Annotated in this window: 15 protein-coding genes and 1 pseudogene; 2 read left to right on the forward strand and 14 right to left on the reverse strand. The window is 64.4% G+C overall.

The window, feature by feature from the left end; translation table 11 throughout:
- Positions 1-306: 306 nt before the first annotated feature.
- The gene (locus EN818_RS15785) at positions 307-744 is read right to left on the reverse strand and encodes a CBS domain-containing protein (RefSeq protein WP_095805006.1); all 438 of its coding nucleotides are present in this window, start codon (positions 742-744) and stop codon (positions 307-309) included.
- A 454-nt stretch (positions 745-1,198) separates the two neighbouring features.
- On the opposite strand from EN818_RS15785, the pseudogene EN818_RS34430 reads away from it, so the two are divergent.
- Both EN818_RS34430 and EN818_RS15795 read left to right on the forward strand, forming a co-directional pair.
- Positions 1,199-1,312, forward strand: a pseudogene (locus tag EN818_RS34430) (transcriptional regulator); the annotation flags it as partial.
- Positions 1,313-1,376: 64 nt separating this feature from the next.
- Positions 1,377-1,730 carry a hypothetical protein gene (locus EN818_RS15795; RefSeq protein ID WP_095805005.1) on the forward strand — a complete coding sequence of 118 codons (354 nt, stop codon included), beginning with the start codon at positions 1,377-1,379 and terminating at the stop codon, positions 1,728-1,730.
- Between the two features lie 31 nt (positions 1,731-1,761).
- Here the strand turns inward: EN818_RS15795 and EN818_RS15800 are convergent, their stop codons facing one another.
- The 13 genes from EN818_RS15800 to puuE form a co-directional block, all read right to left on the reverse strand.
- Complete coding sequence (locus EN818_RS15800) at positions 1,762-3,207, reverse strand: S8 family serine peptidase (RefSeq protein WP_095805004.1); 1,446 nt, start codon at positions 3,205-3,207, stop codon at positions 1,762-1,764.
- Entirely contained in the window at positions 3,197-3,865 is a 669-nt protein-coding gene (locus EN818_RS15805) for an anti-sigma factor (protein WP_095805003.1), read from the reverse strand. Before EN818_RS15805 ends, EN818_RS15800 begins: the two co-directional genes overlap by 11 nt.
- Positions 3,862-4,428 (reverse strand): sigma-70 family RNA polymerase sigma factor, encoded by a 567-nt coding sequence (locus EN818_RS15810; RefSeq protein WP_095805410.1) that lies wholly within the window; start codon positions 4,426-4,428, stop codon positions 3,862-3,864. The genes EN818_RS15805 and EN818_RS15810 overlap by 4 nt, the downstream gene beginning before the upstream one ends.
- 260 nt (positions 4,429-4,688) lie before the next feature.
- Positions 4,689-5,528, reverse strand: a complete 840-nt coding sequence (locus tag EN818_RS15815; protein ID WP_095805409.1) for an alkaline phosphatase family protein — start codon at positions 5,526-5,528, stop codon at positions 4,689-4,691.
- A gap of 79 nt (positions 5,529-5,607) precedes the next feature.
- Entirely contained in the window at positions 5,608-7,263 is a 1,656-nt protein-coding gene (locus EN818_RS15820; RefSeq protein WP_095805002.1) for an ABC transporter ATP-binding protein, read from the reverse strand.
- Positions 7,263-8,087 carry an ABC transporter permease gene (locus EN818_RS15825; RefSeq protein ID WP_095805001.1) on the reverse strand — a complete coding sequence of 275 codons (825 nt, stop codon included), beginning with the start codon at positions 8,085-8,087 and terminating at the stop codon, positions 7,263-7,265. The genes EN818_RS15820 and EN818_RS15825 overlap by 1 nt, the downstream gene beginning before the upstream one ends.
- A gap of 12 nt (positions 8,088-8,099) precedes the next feature.
- Positions 8,100-9,059, reverse strand: a complete 960-nt coding sequence (locus tag EN818_RS15830; RefSeq protein ID WP_095805000.1) for an ABC transporter permease — start codon at positions 9,057-9,059, stop codon at positions 8,100-8,102.
- Positions 9,060-9,075: 16 nt separating this feature from the next.
- Positions 9,076-10,662 carry an ABC transporter substrate-binding protein gene (locus tag EN818_RS15835; RefSeq protein WP_095804999.1) on the reverse strand — a complete coding sequence of 529 codons (1,587 nt, stop codon included), beginning with the start codon at positions 10,660-10,662 and terminating at the stop codon, positions 9,076-9,078.
- A gap of 148 nt (positions 10,663-10,810) precedes the next feature.
- Positions 10,811-12,796: a CocE/NonD family hydrolase gene (locus tag EN818_RS15840; RefSeq protein WP_129553541.1), complete on the reverse strand. Its 1,986-nt coding sequence runs from the start codon at positions 12,794-12,796 to the stop codon at positions 10,811-10,813.
- A gap of 83 nt (positions 12,797-12,879) precedes the next feature.
- The gene (locus tag EN818_RS15845) at positions 12,880-13,473 is read right to left on the reverse strand and encodes a nucleoside deaminase (RefSeq protein ID WP_095804998.1); all 594 of its coding nucleotides are present in this window, start codon (positions 13,471-13,473) and stop codon (positions 12,880-12,882) included.
- A gap of 16 nt (positions 13,474-13,489) precedes the next feature.
- Positions 13,490-13,981: an ureidoglycolate lyase gene (locus tag EN818_RS15850; RefSeq protein WP_095804997.1), complete on the reverse strand. Its 492-nt coding sequence runs from the start codon at positions 13,979-13,981 to the stop codon at positions 13,490-13,492.
- Positions 13,978-14,841, reverse strand: coding sequence for a bifunctional allantoicase/(S)-ureidoglycine aminohydrolase (locus EN818_RS15855; RefSeq protein ID WP_095804996.1), 864 nt, complete (start codon positions 14,839-14,841; stop codon positions 13,978-13,980). Before EN818_RS15855 ends, EN818_RS15850 begins: the two co-directional genes overlap by 4 nt.
- Positions 14,842-14,851: 10 nt before the next feature.
- Positions 14,852-16,276 carry an allantoinase PuuE gene (puuE, locus tag EN818_RS15860; RefSeq protein ID WP_095804995.1) on the reverse strand — a complete coding sequence of 475 codons (1,425 nt, stop codon included), beginning with the start codon at positions 16,274-16,276 and terminating at the stop codon, positions 14,852-14,854.
- Between the last annotated feature and the right edge of the window lie 2 nt (positions 16,277-16,278).

Raw genomic sequence — 16,278 nt, forward strand, 5'->3', positions numbered from 1 at the left:
GCCGAGGAATGGAAACGACCGCCGCGCGAGTGGTTCGAGGCCAAGACCCAGTTCGCCGTCGTCTTCGGCGAAAGGTTCGTCGGCCAGTGACGAAACCGGCCTCGCGCACAGAATTCCTGACAGTCCCCGGGTTTTCTGCTTATCCTCGGCGGCACGCCAGCCCAATAGCTCCCCCGCACCCCGAAGCGTCGAGCGCCGACGCTTCGGATCTGGGATCCTCGACCAATCGAAGAAAGCGCCTGCCCAGCCGGCACGAACCGCCGGTCAACGAAGGGGAGGCTCACATCCAGCCGACTTGCGCACTAATCAATGTGCAGATTGCGAATGCTCGCCGCCCGGCCGCGAGATATCGCGCAAAGCGTCTCCAGTCTCTGCAGTTTCGCCATTTGTCGCCAGATCGCCAATGGAAACGATGCCGACGAGCCGCTTGTCTCGATTGAGGACGGGGAGTCGGCGCACTTGCAAGTCGCCCATGTTTTCGAGCACACGCTCGACATCATCGTCATCAAAGCAGTATTTGACCTCCGGGCTCATCACATCCCCTACCTTGGCGTCAGGTCCTTTACCCGCCGCCACCCCACGGATGGCGATATCGCGATCGGTTATCATGCCGACCAGCCGATCACCGTCGGCCACGGGGACGGCCCCCGCGTCAAGCCTTTCCATCATCTGCGCCACGTCGCGAATTGACTGTTCGGGATTGGCAATCGTTACATCCTTTGTCATGCAACTGCGGATCTTCATTGTTCTCTCCCAGGTACGAAACCCTCCGCCGGATCGGTATTTGACCAGGAACTAATTGTTCGGCGGTAGCGTTCCATCACAAACTGGGTCTCCTGGTTCATCGCGACGAGCGAGCTATTATCCGGCGTCGACTCGCCGCCGCCGCTCGGTGGAGGCGGGTGCCAAAATCGCAAAAAGCACCGAACGACCAACTAGCTACTGACTTGGCATGAAACCGCAGCTTTCGCCGAAGTTGTGCAGGAAAGGGATCTGTCCGATGCCGAAATCAACGAAACAGGAAAAAGCACGGAAACCAATACCAGATAACCCCAATCCAAAGGACAAGCCGCCGAGGGACACGCGTGAAAACCCAGCCCCGAACCCAGATGGTCCCAGCGAACTACCTGATGCGAGCATGCGAGAAGAGGTCGAGGCCGTCAGTCCGAAGCGCCAGTGACCAACGGTGGTGCCGGTGCGCGTCGCCGAACGGCTGGCGGCGCGCATATCGGGGCTGGAGGAAGGGTCGCGGGGCGAGGTCTGGCCGGTCAATCTGGTGGCGAGGGGATCGGTGGCGGGGGCGCCGGTATAAAGTCAGATACGCCGGGCCGTCCTGGATTCCTTGCGAACGATAGCGTGCCAGTGCACATTGCCTCATGCATATGGCCGGACGCTACATCCTGCTCATCTCGGCAGCGCTCGCTCCCAGCGCTTTCCCAACATTTTCCGTTGCGGAGGAGGCCTCGCCTCCCATCCTTGCATCACCAACCACCCGCCTGATAGGCATCACCGCCACGGGGCCGCAAGCCGATTTGGATCGATTGCAGGCATTAACCCGGAAAAGCAGCTTTCCGAGCAAGCAAATGAACTCGCCCGAAGGATGGGAACTCTTTGTCGTATTTCCAGCAGGCAGCGATCCCTCTGCCGTTGCGGCTTTCCTCGATCGGTTGCGAAGCAGTGAGTTTGCGACGCTTCAGTTTGGGGCCGCAACCGCGCCTTTGGACCAGTGACCCAAACCGGCAAACGGTCCGTCTGACAACGCTACTTCGCCGCCTCAGCCGCCTTCGTGTCGATCAGCCCATAGCCGAAATCATTGTCGCGTCCCTTCGGCCCGAGATCCTTCGCGGTGGCGGCGAGCGCCTTCTCGATCTCGTCGGCCGACCGGTTGGGCGCGGCATGCATCAGGTTGGCGATGGCGCCGGACACGATCGCTGCCGCGAAGGAAGTGCCGGTCACCACCTCGGAGCCGGCGCCGCTCGGCGCCACCATCTCCACGCCCGGCGCCGAGATGAAGACATAAGGGCCGCGATTGGCCTGCGGCATCAGCCCGTCCTTGGCGTCGGTGGCGGTCACCGCGATGACGCCGTCGAAGGCGCCTGGATAGCCGTACGGCGCCTTCGGCCCGTTGTTGCCCGCGGCCGCCACCAGCACCATGCCGAGCGCGCGCGCGTTGCGGCAGGCGGTGCCCAGCAGGTCGTTCTTCGGGCCGACGAAGCTCATATTGATGATGCTCACATCCTGCTCGGCCGCCCAATCGAGCGCCGAAAGGATGACGTCCATGGTCGACTTGCCGCCTTCGAAGGCGCGCGCGTGAAAAATCCTGGCGCCCGGCGCCATGCCCTCCAGCGCGCCGACGCCGGCAATCAGCCCGTCGACCGAGGTGCCGTGGTCGCGCTTCTCGATCGGCACGTTGGGCATCGCGTCGAACTGCCCGGCGATGACCCCGGCCAGCGCCGGATTGCTGTCGTCGATGCCGGTGTCGATGACGGCGATGCGGACATTCTCCCCGCTCGCCTGCTTTGAATCGAGCGCGATGCGCTCGAAGGCATAATTCACGATGCCGGCCGCCTGCTGCAGCGAATAGATATGGTTGGGTTCGCGCCGCTGCGTGCGCCCGTCGGCGGCAAGCTGCGCCAACACCACGCCGACCGGTCGCCCGTCGGTAATGCCGAATCGCACCAGCGTTGAGCCGAGCAGCCGCGACTGGCGCTGCGAACGCACCTGCAGGCCGAAGGCGGTGGCGATCTGCTGCACCGCGCCGGCATCGCCGTTCACCGTCACCAGCACCTCGTCGGGCACGAACTCGCCGGACACGGCGCGCGGCGGCGCGGCCAGATTGAGACCGGTGGGCACTGTGACCGGCCCGCTTGGCGGGGACGCGGGTGGCAGCGCGTCCGTCGCGCCGCCCGGCTGCTGGGTTCCGCCCGGCGGGCCTGACGGCGCCGCACTCGCCGGCGGGTTTGGAAACAGATCGACGATCAGCGCCGGGATGAACACCGCGCCCCCGACAGCGCCGCCCTTACTGGTGCCGCCATTCTTGGCGCCACCGTCCTTGTCACAGTCCGCGCCCGCTGCGGTGCCCCGGTCGAGGCAGTCGACTTGTGTCTGGGTGAGCTTTGAATCATTGGTCTGCGCAAAGGCGGGCGCGGCGACGAATGCCGTCGCCGCAAGGATTGCCGCATGCAGAATGACCGCCTTAGCCGCCATCGGCCGGTTTCCTTCCCTGCACCACAGCCTCCGCGAAAGGCTGGGCGGCAATAAGGCCGACGAGCTTCTCGTAATCGGCTGCGCTGCTGGCCGGAATGGTCAGGTGGAACACGCCGTCGGCAGTCGGTCCGCCGGCGATCTTCAGCCCGTTCTGGCCAAGGAAGGCGGCGATCTCCGACATCTTGGCGTCCGCCTTGAACTTGACCAGCGCGAAGGGCAGCTTCGCCAGATCGTCCTGGGCGCCGGCGATCTCGAAATCATTGCCCTTGCCGCCCGGCTGCTCGAAGGACTGTACCAGGACAAGCGCCAGCAGCGCCGCGGCCGCGGCCCAGGCGACGCCGGCGGGCATTGCCGTCACCCGGCCGAAGACCTTGGCGAGCCAGGACTGGCCGGCAGGTGCGCGGGCCGGACCGGCTTCGGCGTCGAGCGCCCGGGCGAAACGCGAGAGCGCATCGGCGGGAGGGCGGAGCGCTTCGTTGGCGGCCGCGGTGCCGGAGAACTCTGCTTCCGCCTCGCCAAGCGCGGCAAGGGCGGCGGGATCCGTGGCCAGCCATTCCTCGACGGCCTCCAGCTCGGCGCCTTCCAGAGAGCCGTTCAGATAGAACGGCAGCAGCGTCTCCATCTCGTCGCGGCGCGACATCTTTTCAGCGGCGCTCATGGCCACCCCCTGTCGTAACCGGCGGCCTTCAAGGCCTCGCCGAGTTTCTTGCGGGCGTAGAACATCCTGGTCTTGACTGTCGCCACCGGAATGCTGAGCACCTCGCCGATCTCGGTCACCGACTGTCCGTGGTAGTAGGCAAGGTCGATCACCGTGCGGTGCTCTTCCGGCAGGGCGTTGACGAAGCGGCGCAAGGCGGCGGCCTTGTCTTCCTTCATGGTGACGACCTCCGGCGTATCGGCGCTGTCGGGAACCTGCGCCGCGTCATCGTCGTCGATCCAGTCTTCCTTCTTCTTGCGCAGCATCGACAGCGCCTTGAAGCGGGCGATGCCGAGCAGCCATGTCGAGACTTCGGAGCGGCCTTCGAAGCCGGGCGCCTGGCGCCACAGCTCGAGGAAGACCTCGTTGGTGATATCGTCGGCCATCATTTCCGATCCCGTCTGCCGCGCCACGAAGCGGTAGATCCGCGCGTGGTGACGCATGAACAGGAGCCGCACGGCAGCCCGGTCGCCCTTCGCGACCCGGTCTACGAGCGCGCGATCGGTTTCGGTCGCCGCATTCATGGCCGGTCGAGCCGCCTGGCTCCTCGTGGCTGTGTCGCTGATTGGATCAAAAAGGTTCATCCTCCGCCAAGGAATTTCCGGAAGCTAGCCGAAGAGCAGGGAGGTTGCCAGAGTGTCTCTCTTCTTCCCGTCACTATACGCGGAGAAGGTGCCGGCAGGCGGATGAGGGGCGGCTCCAGCGTTCCTGTCTACGCATCGACGCTGGCGCTGCCCTCACCCTCTCCCCGTATGGACGGGGAGAGGGCGCGCCGACGCTACCTTCATTCCAAAAACACCTTCGCCTTCATCGTCGGCGGTATCGCCACGCCGAGCCGGCGCAGCACCGTCGGCGCCAATTGCAACTGGTCGAGCAGCGTATCGGCTTCCGGTCCTTTCGCCGGGCCGAAATAATAAAGCGCGAAATCCTGCATCTCGTCGTCGTGACCGCCGTGGTGGCCGCGATTCGTCTGGCCGTGGTCGGCGGTGACGATCACCTCGTAGCCGGCCCGCCGCCAGCCGGGCAGGAAGGCGGCAAGCATGCCGTCCGCCGCGTAGCAGGCATGGTCCATCTCGTGGCAGTCATGGCCGAAGCGATGGCCCATCGAGTCCAGCGTGCAACTGTGCAGGATTCCGTAATCGATGCCGTAACGCCTGGTCAGCATGGTCAGCGTCGCGAACAGGTCGACGTCGCTCGGCGTCATCTGGTTCTTCAGATTGTAGCCGGTCATGGTGTGGAAGCGGCCATGCGTGATCGGGCCGCCCGGCTCGTCATATTCCATGTCCTCGACCAGGTCGAAAGGACAGGAACGGAAGAACTCCGACCAGTAGGAATGGGCGACGGCGCCAGTCTTGCCGCCGGCCTTGCTGACCTCGGAGAAGATATCGGGCTGCTCGACCCGGAACCGGTTCTCGTTGGACAGAATGCCGTGCACTTGCGGCGAAACACCGGTGTGGATCGAGGCGTAGCAGCAGGCCGAGGTCGACGGCAGCACCGAGCGCATCCTCCACACCTGCGCCTCGCCCGACTGCACCCAGCCTTCCAGATTGCCCATCAGCCGGCGCCAGTTCCGGTAGGGCACGCCGTCGAGGATGACGAGCAGCAGTCGGGATTTGAGCGCCACGGGCTGCTCCATGCGGGCTTGCGAGAGGGCTGCGTCTGGGCCGAATGATCAGGTCCAAACGCTGAGAAAGACCTGGGCCCTAGTTGCCGGCGCTCGCCATGCGCCGCCCCGAGATGGCCTTCTCGAGCCAGCCAATCTCCATCTCCGGAACGGAGGACAGAAGGAGGTCCGTATATGCATCGAAGGGCGGCGTCAGCACCTTGCTCTTCGAGCCATAGCGGACCACCTCACCGCGATACATCACCGCGATGGAGTCGGCGATCGACTTCACCGTCGCCAGATCGTGGGTGATGAAGAGATAGGCGACCTTCTCGACCTGCTGCAGGTTGAGCAAGAGTTTGAGGATGCCGTTGGCGACCAGCGGGTCGAGTGCCGACGTCACCTCGTCGCAGATGATCAGCTTCGGCTTGGCCGCCAGCGAGCGGGCGATGCAGACGCGCTGCTTCTGGCCGCCGGAAAGCTCGGCCGGGTAGCGGTCGACGAAACCCTTGCCCATCTCGATCTGGTCGAGCAGTTCGGTTACGCGCTTGTCGCGCTCGCGGCCCTTGATGCCGAAGTAGAACTCCAGCGGCCGGCCGATGATGGTGCCCACCGTCTGGCGCGGGTTCATCGCCACGTCCGCCATCTGGTAGATCATCTGCAGCTGGCGCAAATCTTCCTTCGGCCTGTCGGCCAGCCGGTTGCCGAGCGTGCGGCCGTCGAACACGACGCTGCCCTGCTCGGGCGGCAGCAGGCCGGTTATGGCGCGCGCCAGCGTTGACTTGCCTGAGCCGCTCTCGCCGACCACCGCCAGCGTCTGGCCGGGAAAGATATCGACGGAAACATTCTTCAGCACCTTGATGTGGCCGCCGCCATAGGCAGCCGTCACGTTCTTCACCGACAGCATCGGCGCGTTGCCCGGCTGCTGCTCGTCATGCTTGATCTCATGCACCGAGACCAGCGCGTTGGTGTATTCCTGCCGCGGCTCCTTGATGATCTGGCGGGTGCCGCCCCATTCGACCAGCCGGCCGTGACGCAGCACCATGATCTCGTCGGCCACCTGCGCGACCACCGCGAGGTCGTGGGTGATGTAGAGCGCCGCCACATGGGTGTCGCGGATGGCATCCTTGATCGCCGCCAGCACGTCGATCTGCGTCGTCACGTCCAGCGCCGTGGTCGGCTCGTCGAAGACGATCAAGTCCGGCTCCGAGCACAGCGCCATCGCCGTCATCACGCGCTGCAGCTGCCCGCCCGAGACCTGGTGCGGGAAGCGCTGGCCGATCGTTTCGGGATTGGGCAGGCTGAGCTTCTTGAACAGGGCCACGGCACGCTTCTCCGCTTCGGCCCGCGTCGCCGTGCCGTGCAGAAGCGCCGCTTCCACCACCTGGTCCATCAGCCGGTGCGCCGGATTGAAGGCGGCGGCCGCCGATTGCGCGACATAGCAGACCTCGCGCCCGCGCAGCTTGCGGAAGCCTTCCTTGCCACCCTTCATGATGTCGCGGCCGTTGAGGATCACCTCGCCGCCGGTGATGCGCACGCCGCCGCGGCCATAGCCCATGGACGACAGGCCGATGGTCGACTTGCCGGCGCCGGATTCGCCGATCAGGCCGAGCACCTTGCCCTTTTCCAGCGTCAGCGAAACGTCGTGGACGAGCGTGATGGTCTTCGGCGCCTCGCCGGGCGGATAGACCGTCGCTTCGATGCGCAGATTGCGGATATCGAGCAGAAGGCCTGACTTCGCTTTGCCGTCAGCCATCAGCCGCGCCCTCCCTTCAGGCTCGTCGTGCGGTTGAGCACCCAGTCGGCCACGAGATTGACCGAGATCGCCAGCGCCGCGATCGCCGCGGCCGGGATCAGCGCGGCCGGAATGCCGAACACGATGCCGTCCTTGTTCTCCTTCACCATGCCGCCCCAATCGGCATCCGGCGGCTGCACGCCGAGGCCGAGGAAGGATAGCGTCGACAAGAACAGCACCGCATAAATGAAACGCAGCCCCAGCTCCGAGACGAGCGGCGATAATGCGTTGGGCAGGATCTCGCGGAAGATGATCCAGCCGCTGCCTTCACCGCGCAGCTTGGCGGCCTCGACATAATCCATGACGTTGATGTCGACGGCGACGGCGCGCGACAGGCGATAGACGCGGGTCGAATCGAGGATGCCCATCACCAGGATCAGTGTCACCAGGTTCGACGGCAGCACCGACAGCACCACCAGGCCCATGATCAGCGTCGGGATCGACATCAGGAGATCGACGAGGCGCGACAGCAGCGTGTCGTACCAGCCGCCGAACACTGCCGCGGAGAAGCCAAGGATGGCGCCCAGCGAGAAGGACAGCGCGGTGGCCAGCACCGCGATGAACAGCGTGATGCGGGCGCCGTAAATCATGCGCGACAGCAGGTCACGGCCGAGATTGTCGGTGCCCAGCCAGTGGGCCGACGACATCGGCCCCCAGACGTCGCCAATGATCTCGGCATTGCCGTGCGGCGCGATCCAGGGCGCAAAGACCGCCATAAGCACGAATAGCGTTGTTAGCACGACGCCGACAAGAGCGGGGATGGGGATGCGTCTGATATCGAGCATATCGGTCGCCCCCTACTTCGGATGCCTGAGACGCGGATTGGCGACGATCGCCGCAATGTCCGCAATGATGTTGAGGCTGATGTAGACCGCGGCAAAGATCAGCCCGACCGCTTGCACGACCGGCACGTCGCGCTTGGTGACGTGATCGACGAGATACTGGCCCATGCCCGGATAGACGAAGATCACCTCGACCACGACGACGCCGACGACGAGATAGGCAAGGTTGAGCATGACGACGTTGATGATCGGCGCGATGGCGTTCGGGAAGGCGTGCTTGCGGATGACGGCAAAGGCGGAAAGACCCTTGAGCTCGGCCGTCTCGACATAAGCCGATTGCATGACGTTGAGGATCGCCGCGCGCGTCATGCGCATCATATGGGCAAGCACCACCAGTGTCAGCGCCGAGGCCGGCAGCGCGATCGCCTGTATGCGCTCGCCGAGCGGCATTCCTTCATAGACGGTGGAGATGGCGGGGAACCACTGGTGCTGAACCGCGAAGTAGAACACCAGCAGATAGCCGATGAAGAATTCCGGGAACGAAGTCGAGGCGAGCGCCAGCCCGGAGATCAGCTTGTCGACCCAGCCATTACGGAAGCGCACCGCGATCAGTCCCAGCGTGATGGCCAGCGGCACGGCGACGATCGCCGCCCAGAACGCCAGGAACAGCGTGTTCCACAGCCGGTCCTTGATCGACGTCGCTATGTCCTGCCCGCTCGACATGGCTGTGCCGAGGTCGCCGGTGAGCACGCCGCCCAGCCAGTGAAAGTAGCGGATATAGGCAGGCTGGTTAAGCCCGAGCTGCTCGCGCAGGTTGGCGAGCGACTCCGGCGTCGCCGATTGTCCGAGGATGGCTTGCGCGACGTCGCCGGGCAGGATCTGGGTGCCGGCGAAGATCAGGACCGAAACGGCCAGCAGAAGGAGGATGCCCAGCGCAATGCGCTGGGCCACCAGTTTCACGATGGGCGAGGACATCTCCGCAAGGCCAGGCTCAGGCTTCGAGCCAGCACTTTGCCAGAGCGTAGCCGTTGCTCAGTTCCTGATGCGGATCGTCGACCCAGCCGCCCACCTTGGGGCCGGTCGCGTCGATGAACTGGTTGAACATCGGCAGGATCAGACCGCCTTCGTCGCGCACCATGACGGCCATGTCGTGGTACATCGCCTTGCGCTTTGCCTCGTCGAGCTCGGCGCGCGCCGCCAGCACCATCTTGTCGAAATCCGGGCGCTTGAAGCGGGTGTCGTTCCAGTCGGCGCTCGACAGATAGGCTGTCGAGTACATCTGGTCCTGCGTCGAGCGGCCGCCCCAGTAGGAGGCGCAGAAGGGCTGCTTGTTCCACACCTCGTTCCAGTAGCCGTCGCCGGGCTCGCGCTTGATCTCGAGCTTGATGCCGGCCTTGGCCGCGCTCTGCTGATAGAGCTGCGAGGCATCGACGGCCCCGGGGAAGGCGACGTCCGACGTCCTGAGAAGAATCGAACCGTCATGGCCCGACTTCTTGTAGTGGAACTTGGCCTTGTCGGGATCGTACTTGCGCTGCTCGATCTCTGTGAACAGCGGGTAAGACGCATTGATGGGGAAGTCGTTGCCGAGCGATCCATAGCCGCGCAGCACCTTGTTCAGCATCTCCTCGCGGTCGATCGCCAGCTTCAGCGCCATCCTGAGGTCGTTGTTGTCGAACGGCGCCGTGTTGCAGTGCATGATGAACACGTAGTGGCCGGGACCGGAGTGGTTGCGGATGGTGACGCCCGGCACGCGCTTGATCAGGTCGACGATCTTCGGCTCGACGCGGTTGATCATGTTGACCTGGCCGCCCTGCAGGGCCGCCGTGCGCGCCGTCGCGTCGTTGATGACGACGACTTCGATCTGGTCGGCGTGGCCCATCTTGTCGCCCTGCCAGTAGTTGGCGAAGCGCTCGCCGACATGGCGCACGCCGGGCTCGTTGACCTTGACCTTGTACGGACCGGCGCTGATACCCGCATCGGGCTTGTCCTTGCCGCCGTTCGGCTGGACGATCAGGTGATAGTCGCTGAGCAAATAGGGAAGATCGGCATTGGCCTCCTTCAGCGTCAGCACGACTTCCTTGCCGTTGGCCTTGATGGTCTCGATGCCCTTCATGTAGCCCAGCGCGCCGGACTTCGACTTCTCGTCGGAATGGCGCTCCAGCGTCGCTGCGACGTCCTGCGCGGTCACGGTCTTGCCGTTGTGGAATTCGACGCCGTCGCGGATCTTCAGTGTCCACACCTTGGCGTCGTCGGACGAGCCGATCTCCTCGGCGATGCGGTTCTCGAGCTTGCCGTCGGGCGACAGCTCGACGATCATTTCGCCCCAGCATTTGCCGAAGGCGAACGGCACCTGCGTCATCATCAGCGCCGGATCGAGGCTGTTGGTGGACTCGCCGCCGACGAGGCCGGCCTTCAGCGTGCCGCCCTTGACGGGACCGGCGGCGCGAGCCGCGCTCGAAAGCAGCGAATTGGCGAAGGGCGCGCTGATGCCGAGGGCGGCGGCGCGGCCGAGAAAGTCACGGCGGCTGAGCTTGCCGGCAGCGACGCGACGGCTGAGATAGTCGAGTTCATTGGACATGTTTTGGTTCCTCACTCTGATGGTTCGACCATGCGGTCGTTTCTTGTTCTTGTGAGGATAATGACCGCAACGGAAAGCTGTAACAAGACCGAATGCGACATACCGTGGCGTAAATGGCGCGTCGCAATTGGACTAACTTTGCCAGCGCTCAGACGAGGGCGCGGGGAATCGTCTGCTCGAAGTCGCGCTCGAAAACCAAAGTTTCTCCCTCATAGGCCTCGATTCTGGCCTTGAGCATGAAATTTTGCGCGTTCGCGCGCATCTCGGCAAAGGTCTCGGTCCGCACCCACCATTCATTTCGCGACAACGTTTGCGTCCAATGGGTGCTTCCCGTCGCCGACAGCGGATCGTCGGGATGGATCGTCCAGATCTCCCGGACGATGCTGCCATGGACCAGTCCATGTTCCAGGTCGCGCACCTCGCCGAAATCGTCGGTTATGGCGAGCGTGACCACACCGGTCTTTTCGTTGCGCTCGACACGGCGCTCGGAATTGGTCGGCCTGAGCGTTTCCGTTGCCCAGGGCGTGGCGCCTTCCGGGTCGGCGAAGGAGGTCTCGTCGCCTTTCGCCAGCGGGCGCAGCGGCAGCTTGAGTGTCGCCTTCGAAAGCTCGAGACGCACCGGCTCGGGCGATGGCCAGATCATGGGCCAGTAGGCATTGGAAACCGCGATCCTCAGCCGGTGGCCGGCCGGCATCCGGTAGGCGCACTGGTCGAGCACGACGCGCGCCGAGACGGTCTCGCCCGGTACCAGCGCTTCCGGGAATTCATGCGAGTTGCGATGCGTGAGGTTGAGCACGCCATAGGAGATCAGTTCCGAGGCGCCGTCGGGATGGACGTCGCAGAGCCGGACCGCGATGTTCGCCTGACGGCGATCGGAGGCGACCCGGACTTCAAGCTCCGGCGCGCCGACGATGTCGATCGCCGCCTCGAGTTCCGGCTGATCGAAGCACACCGACAATGCGTCGTCGGAACGCTGGTCGCCCGGCAGTTCCGGCCCGAAGGTGAACGGAAAATATTCGCCGCCGGCGAGCCCGCAGGTCTGCGGGGACGCCAAAATCGAAGGTCTGGTACCCTCCGGGATGAGCTCGACCGCCTCGACCTTGATGATGGGCGACGGCCACTCCTGTTCCGCAATCCAGCGGCCCGGCCGCTTCGGGTGCCACCGGGCGGGCCGAACGCTGTCCATCACATAGGCGCGGTAGTCGGGGTCGTGCTCGACGCCGGTCTCCTCGCCCTTCAACCAGCGGTCCCACCAGCGCAGCGCCTCCTGCAGGAAGCCGATGGCCGGCTTGGGGGCCGCGTAGTGCGGGTATTTGTGGATCCAGGGGCCGACGATGCCTTTGACCGGCGACTGGATGTTGGTGACCAGGTGCGAGATCGTGTTGCGGTAGCCGTCATGCCAGCCCCCGATCGACAGCACCGCCGCATGGACGGCCGAAAAATCCTCGCAGATCGAGCCGCGTTTCCAATAATCATCGCGATGCTGGTGGCTGAGCCATAGCGGCCCCAGGAACGGCTGGTTCTCCAGCCGGTTAAGCCAAAGATCGCGCCAGCGGTTGCCGCCGGCAATCAGCGGATCCGGCGGCCGCGACGAATAGGAAAGCATCGTCGAGGCCCAGCCGAAATTCTCCAGCAGCAGGCAGCCGCCCTTGTAGTGGATGTCGTCGGCATAGCGGTCCACCGTCGAGCACAGGCTGATCACCGCCTTGAGCGCCGCCGGCTGCTTCGCCGCCACTTGCAGGCAGTTGAAGCCGCCCCAGGAGATGCCCATCATGCCGATATTGCCGTTGCACCAAGGCTGCGCGGCCGCCCAAGCGATGACGTCGCAGGCGTCCTGCAGTTCCTGCTCGGAATATTCGTCGTCCATCAGCCCTTCGGAATCGCCGTTGCCGCGCATGTCGACGCGGATCGAGGCGTAGCCGTGGCCGGCGAAATAGGGATGGGTCAGTTGATCGCGCAGGATCGTTCCGTCGCGCTTGCGGTAGGGCAGGTGCTCGAGGATCGCCGGCACCGGATCGTCGGCCGCATCCTGCGGCATCCAGACCCGCGCCGATAGCCGGCAGCCATCCGGCATGACGATGCCCATATCGGGAAATTCGACGACCTTGCGGGGGAATTCAGTGACGGTTTTCATGGCAAGCACATGGTGGAGCCGCCGGCGCCGCGTCATGGGCCAGCCGGCGAAATCGGCTGGTCAACTCAGTTCCTGGTCAACTCTCAGTTCAACGGAATATCGTTCTCGCTCTTGCTCGCCTGATAGGTGCCGGAGAGTTCGTCATAGCGTGCCGAGATCTGGCCGATACGCGCCTCCAGCCGCTTGCGATCGGCTTCGGGCAAAGCGCGCACCAGCCTGCGGATCGAAAAACTCTTCCAGTAGGCGTTCTCCGCATTGTAGCCGCCGGGATCGAGGGTGAAGACCTCCTTCAGGATCTTCAAATCATGCGGGATGGCGAAGCTGTCGCGCGAATCCTCATGGCTGAAGAGATAGTAGAAATTGTCGAAGCCGGTCCAGGTGATCGCCGACAGGCAGAGCGAGCAGGGCTCGTGCGTGGCGATGAAAAGCGCATCCTTGGTGTCGACACGCTCGGCCCTCGGCATTTCGTAGAAGCGCTTCAGGCAATGCACCTCGCCATGCCAGAGCGGGTTTTCGATCTCATTGTTGGTTTCGGCGAGCACCAGCGAGCGATCGCTTTTTCGGAGGATCGCGGCGCCGAAGAGCTTGTTGCCGTGGGCAACGCCTTCGGCCGTCCTCGGCACGATGTCGAGCTCGATCACGTCGAGCAGGCGGTCGATCAGCGAAATGTCGGTCATGGGAAATCGGAGGCTTTCAGGGAAGGTGGATTTCGTAAGGGTGCGAGAAGTGAAACTCTTCGAGATTGGACCCCTCGCCGCCACGGTCCACGATCAGGAAATCCTGCTCCTCGCCGATCGGCGTCAGCACGCCGTGCCAGAGGTTGCGGCGATAGTTGATGCCCTGTCCGGGCGCGGTGATGAATGCATGCGGTTCGCCCGGTCCGTCCTTGGTGTCACGGCACACGACAACCAGGAACGGGCGCGGTGACAATGGAATGAAAGCCTGGCTGCCCAGCGGATGGCGCTCGACCATGGTCAGCTTCAGCGGCAACTCGTAAGGCGTGCCGCGCACCATAGAGATCAGCACGCGCGCATTCGGCCCGGCAGCCTCGGCCGTGGCGAGGTCGTGATAGCGCATCGCCTTGCCGCCATTGATCGGGTAGCGGTCGTCGCCCCCCATGTCGATGACGTCGCCGAACGGCGCGAAGTTTTCGCGCGTCAGCGGCCGGGCGACGATACGGGTCACCGCCCGCGGCCCCCAAGGGCGGCGCCGCCAAGCTTGGCGTGGCGGTTGACGTCCTTGTAGAGCAGGTAGCGGAAATTGCCGGGACCGCCGGCATAGCAGGCCTGCGGGCAGAAGGCGCGCAGCCACATGAAGTCGCCGGCCTCGACCTCGACCCAGTCCTGGTTGAGGCGGTAGACGGCCTTGCCTTCGAGCACGTAGAGCCCGTGCTCCATCACATGCGTCTCGGCAAAGGGGATCACCGCGCCTGGCTTGAGCGTCACGATGGTGACGTGCATGTCGTGGCGCATGTCGGCCGGGTCGACGAAGCGCGTCGTCGCCCAGCGGCCCTCCGTGCCGGGCATCGGACTCGGCGTCACCTCTTGGTCGCTGCTGAAGAAGGCTTCCGGTGTGTCGAGGCCATCGACGGCTTCATAGGCCTTGCGGATCCAGTGGAAGCGAACGGCAGTGGTGCTCTCGTTGCGCACCGTCCAGCCGCTTGCCGGCGGCAGGAAGGCGAAGCCGCCGGGGGCAAGCACGTGCGTATTACCGTCAAGCGAAACGCTGAGCTCGCCCTCGACCACGAACAGCACGCCCTCGGCGCCGGTATCGAGTTCCGGCCGGTCACTGCCGCCGCCGGGCAGCACTTCGACGATGTATTGCGAAAACGTCTCGGCAAAGCCGGAGAGCGGCCGCGCGATGATCCAGGCTCTGGTCTGGTCCCAGAACGGCAGCGGGCTGGTGACGATATCCTGCATCACGCCCTTTGGGATGACCGCATAGGCCTCGGTGAAGACAGCGCGTCCCGTCAAAAGCTCGTTCTGACCGGGATGGCCGCCATGCGGTGCATAGTAGGTTCGCTCGGCCACTTTCATCATATCCATGTGTTGAAACCTATTGTGGAAGCATGTCTCTCAGCCGAAGCAGCGCGATGCGCTCGACCTGTTTGCAGGCGGTGTCGAACTCCACACCGCGGCCATTGCCGATCCGTGCCTCGAACTCGGCCAGGATCTCGTCCTTGCTCTTGCCCTTGACCGCTATGATGAACGGGAAGCCGAAGGTGGTGACGTAGGCGGCGTTGAGTTTCGTGAACAGCTCGCGCTCCTTGTCGGTCAGCGCGTCGAGCCCGGCGGAGGCCTGTTCTCTGGCCGATTCCGGCGTCAGCCGCCTGGCCTTCGCCAGCTTGCCGGCAAGGTCCGGATGCGCATTGAGCACGGAAAGGCGCTCGGCTTCGGTAGCGGCGCGGAAGACGCGGCAGAGCGCATTGTGCAGGCCGCCGGCGCTGTCATGCGCCGGACCGAGCTCCAGCTCGTAGGCGCGCTCGGCGATCCACGGCGAATGTTCGAACACCCCGCCGAAGGCGTGCACGAAGGCCTCGAACTGCATCCGCGACGGACGCAGAACCGGCGCCTGGTAAGGATGCGTCTCGCGCCAGTGGCGCGCGATGTCGATGCGCCGGGTCAGCCAAACCTTATCGTGCGACCTCACATAGTCGACGAAGCGCTTCAGCGCTGCGGCGCGGCCCGGACGTCCGACCAGCCGGCAATGCAGGCCGATATTCATCATGCGCGGCCGACCCGCCTTGCCCTCGGCATAGAGCGTGTCGAAGCTATCCTTCAGATAAGCGAAGAACTGGTCGCCCGAATTGAAGCCTTGAGGCGTTGCAAAGCGCATGTCGTTGGCGTCGAGCGTGTAGGGAATGATGAGCTGAGGCTTTTCCAGCCCTTCGCGGTCGAACCAGTAGGGGAGCTCGTCGTCATAGGTATCGGAGACGTAGTCGAAACCGCCCTCTTCCGCCACGAGCCGCACTGTGTTGACCGAGGTGCGGCCGGTGTACCAGCCGGTCGGCCGCGTCCCGGTGACTTCGGAATGCAGCCGGATCGTCTCTTCGAGATCCCGCCGTTCCTCCTCCGCGCTATGGTCGCGATAGTCGATCCATTTCAGCCCGTGCGAGGCGATCTCCCACTCGGCCTCCTGCATCGCCGCCACCTGGTCGGGCGAGCGCGCGAGTGCGGTCGCGACGCCGTAACAGGTCACCGGTACCTGCGCTTCGGTGAACAGCCGGTAGAGCCGCCAGAAGCCGGCCCGCGCGCCGTATTCGTAGATCGATTCCATGTTCCAGTGGCGCTGGCCGGGCCAGGGCGCGGCACCGACGATCTCCGACAGGAAAGCTTCCGAGGCCTTGTCGCCATGCACAACGCAGTTCTCGCCGCCTTCCTCGTAATTGACGACGAACTGCACCGCGACATGCGCGCCGCGCGGCCATTTCGGGTCCGGCGGGTTGGCTCCGTAGCCGCGCATGTCCCTGTCGTAACGCATTG

Source organism: Mesorhizobium sp. M3A.F.Ca.ET.175.01.1.1 (genome assembly GCF_004791945.1).
Taxonomy (GTDB): Bacteria; Pseudomonadota; Alphaproteobacteria; order Rhizobiales; family Rhizobiaceae; genus Mesorhizobium.

Excerpts from the sequence above, each read along its gene's own strand:
- EN818_RS15785 (WP_095805006.1), bottom strand. The coding sequence starts at position 744 with ATGAAGATCCGCAGTTGCATGACAAAGGATGTAACGATTGCCAATCCC.
- EN818_RS15795 (WP_095805005.1), top strand. The coding sequence starts at position 1,377 with ATGCATATGGCCGGACGCTACATCCTGCTCATCTCGGCAGCGCTCGCT.
- EN818_RS15800 (WP_095805004.1), bottom strand. The coding sequence starts at position 3,207 with ATGGCGGCTAAGGCGGTCATTCTGCATGCGGCAATCCTTGCGGCGACG.
- EN818_RS15805 (WP_095805003.1), bottom strand. The coding sequence starts at position 3,865 with ATGAGCGCCGCTGAAAAGATGTCGCGCCGCGACGAGATGGAGACGCTG.
- EN818_RS15810 (WP_095805410.1), bottom strand. The coding sequence starts at position 4,428 with ATGAATGCGGCGACCGAAACCGATCGCGCGCTCGTAGACCGGGTCGCG.
- EN818_RS15820 (WP_095805002.1), bottom strand. The coding sequence starts at position 7,263 with ATGGCTGACGGCAAAGCGAAGTCAGGCCTTCTGCTCGATATCCGCAAT.
- EN818_RS15825 (WP_095805001.1), bottom strand. The coding sequence starts at position 8,087 with ATGCTCGATATCAGACGCATCCCCATCCCCGCTCTTGTCGGCGTCGTG.
- EN818_RS15830 (WP_095805000.1), bottom strand. The coding sequence starts at position 9,059 with ATGTCCTCGCCCATCGTGAAACTGGTGGCCCAGCGCATTGCGCTGGGC.
- EN818_RS15835 (WP_095804999.1), bottom strand. The coding sequence starts at position 10,662 with ATGTCCAATGAACTCGACTATCTCAGCCGTCGCGTCGCTGCCGGCAAG.
- EN818_RS15840 (WP_129553541.1), bottom strand. The coding sequence starts at position 12,796 with ATGAAAACCGTCACTGAATTCCCCCGCAAGGTCGTCGAATTTCCCGAT.
- EN818_RS15845 (WP_095804998.1), bottom strand. The coding sequence starts at position 13,473 with ATGACCGACATTTCGCTGATCGACCGCCTGCTCGACGTGATCGAGCTC.
- EN818_RS15855 (WP_095804996.1), bottom strand. The coding sequence starts at position 14,841 with ATGGATATGATGAAAGTGGCCGAGCGAACCTACTATGCACCGCATGGC.
- puuE (WP_095804995.1), bottom strand. The coding sequence starts at position 16,276 with ATGCGTTACGACAGGGACATGCGCGGCTACGGAGCCAACCCGCCGGAC.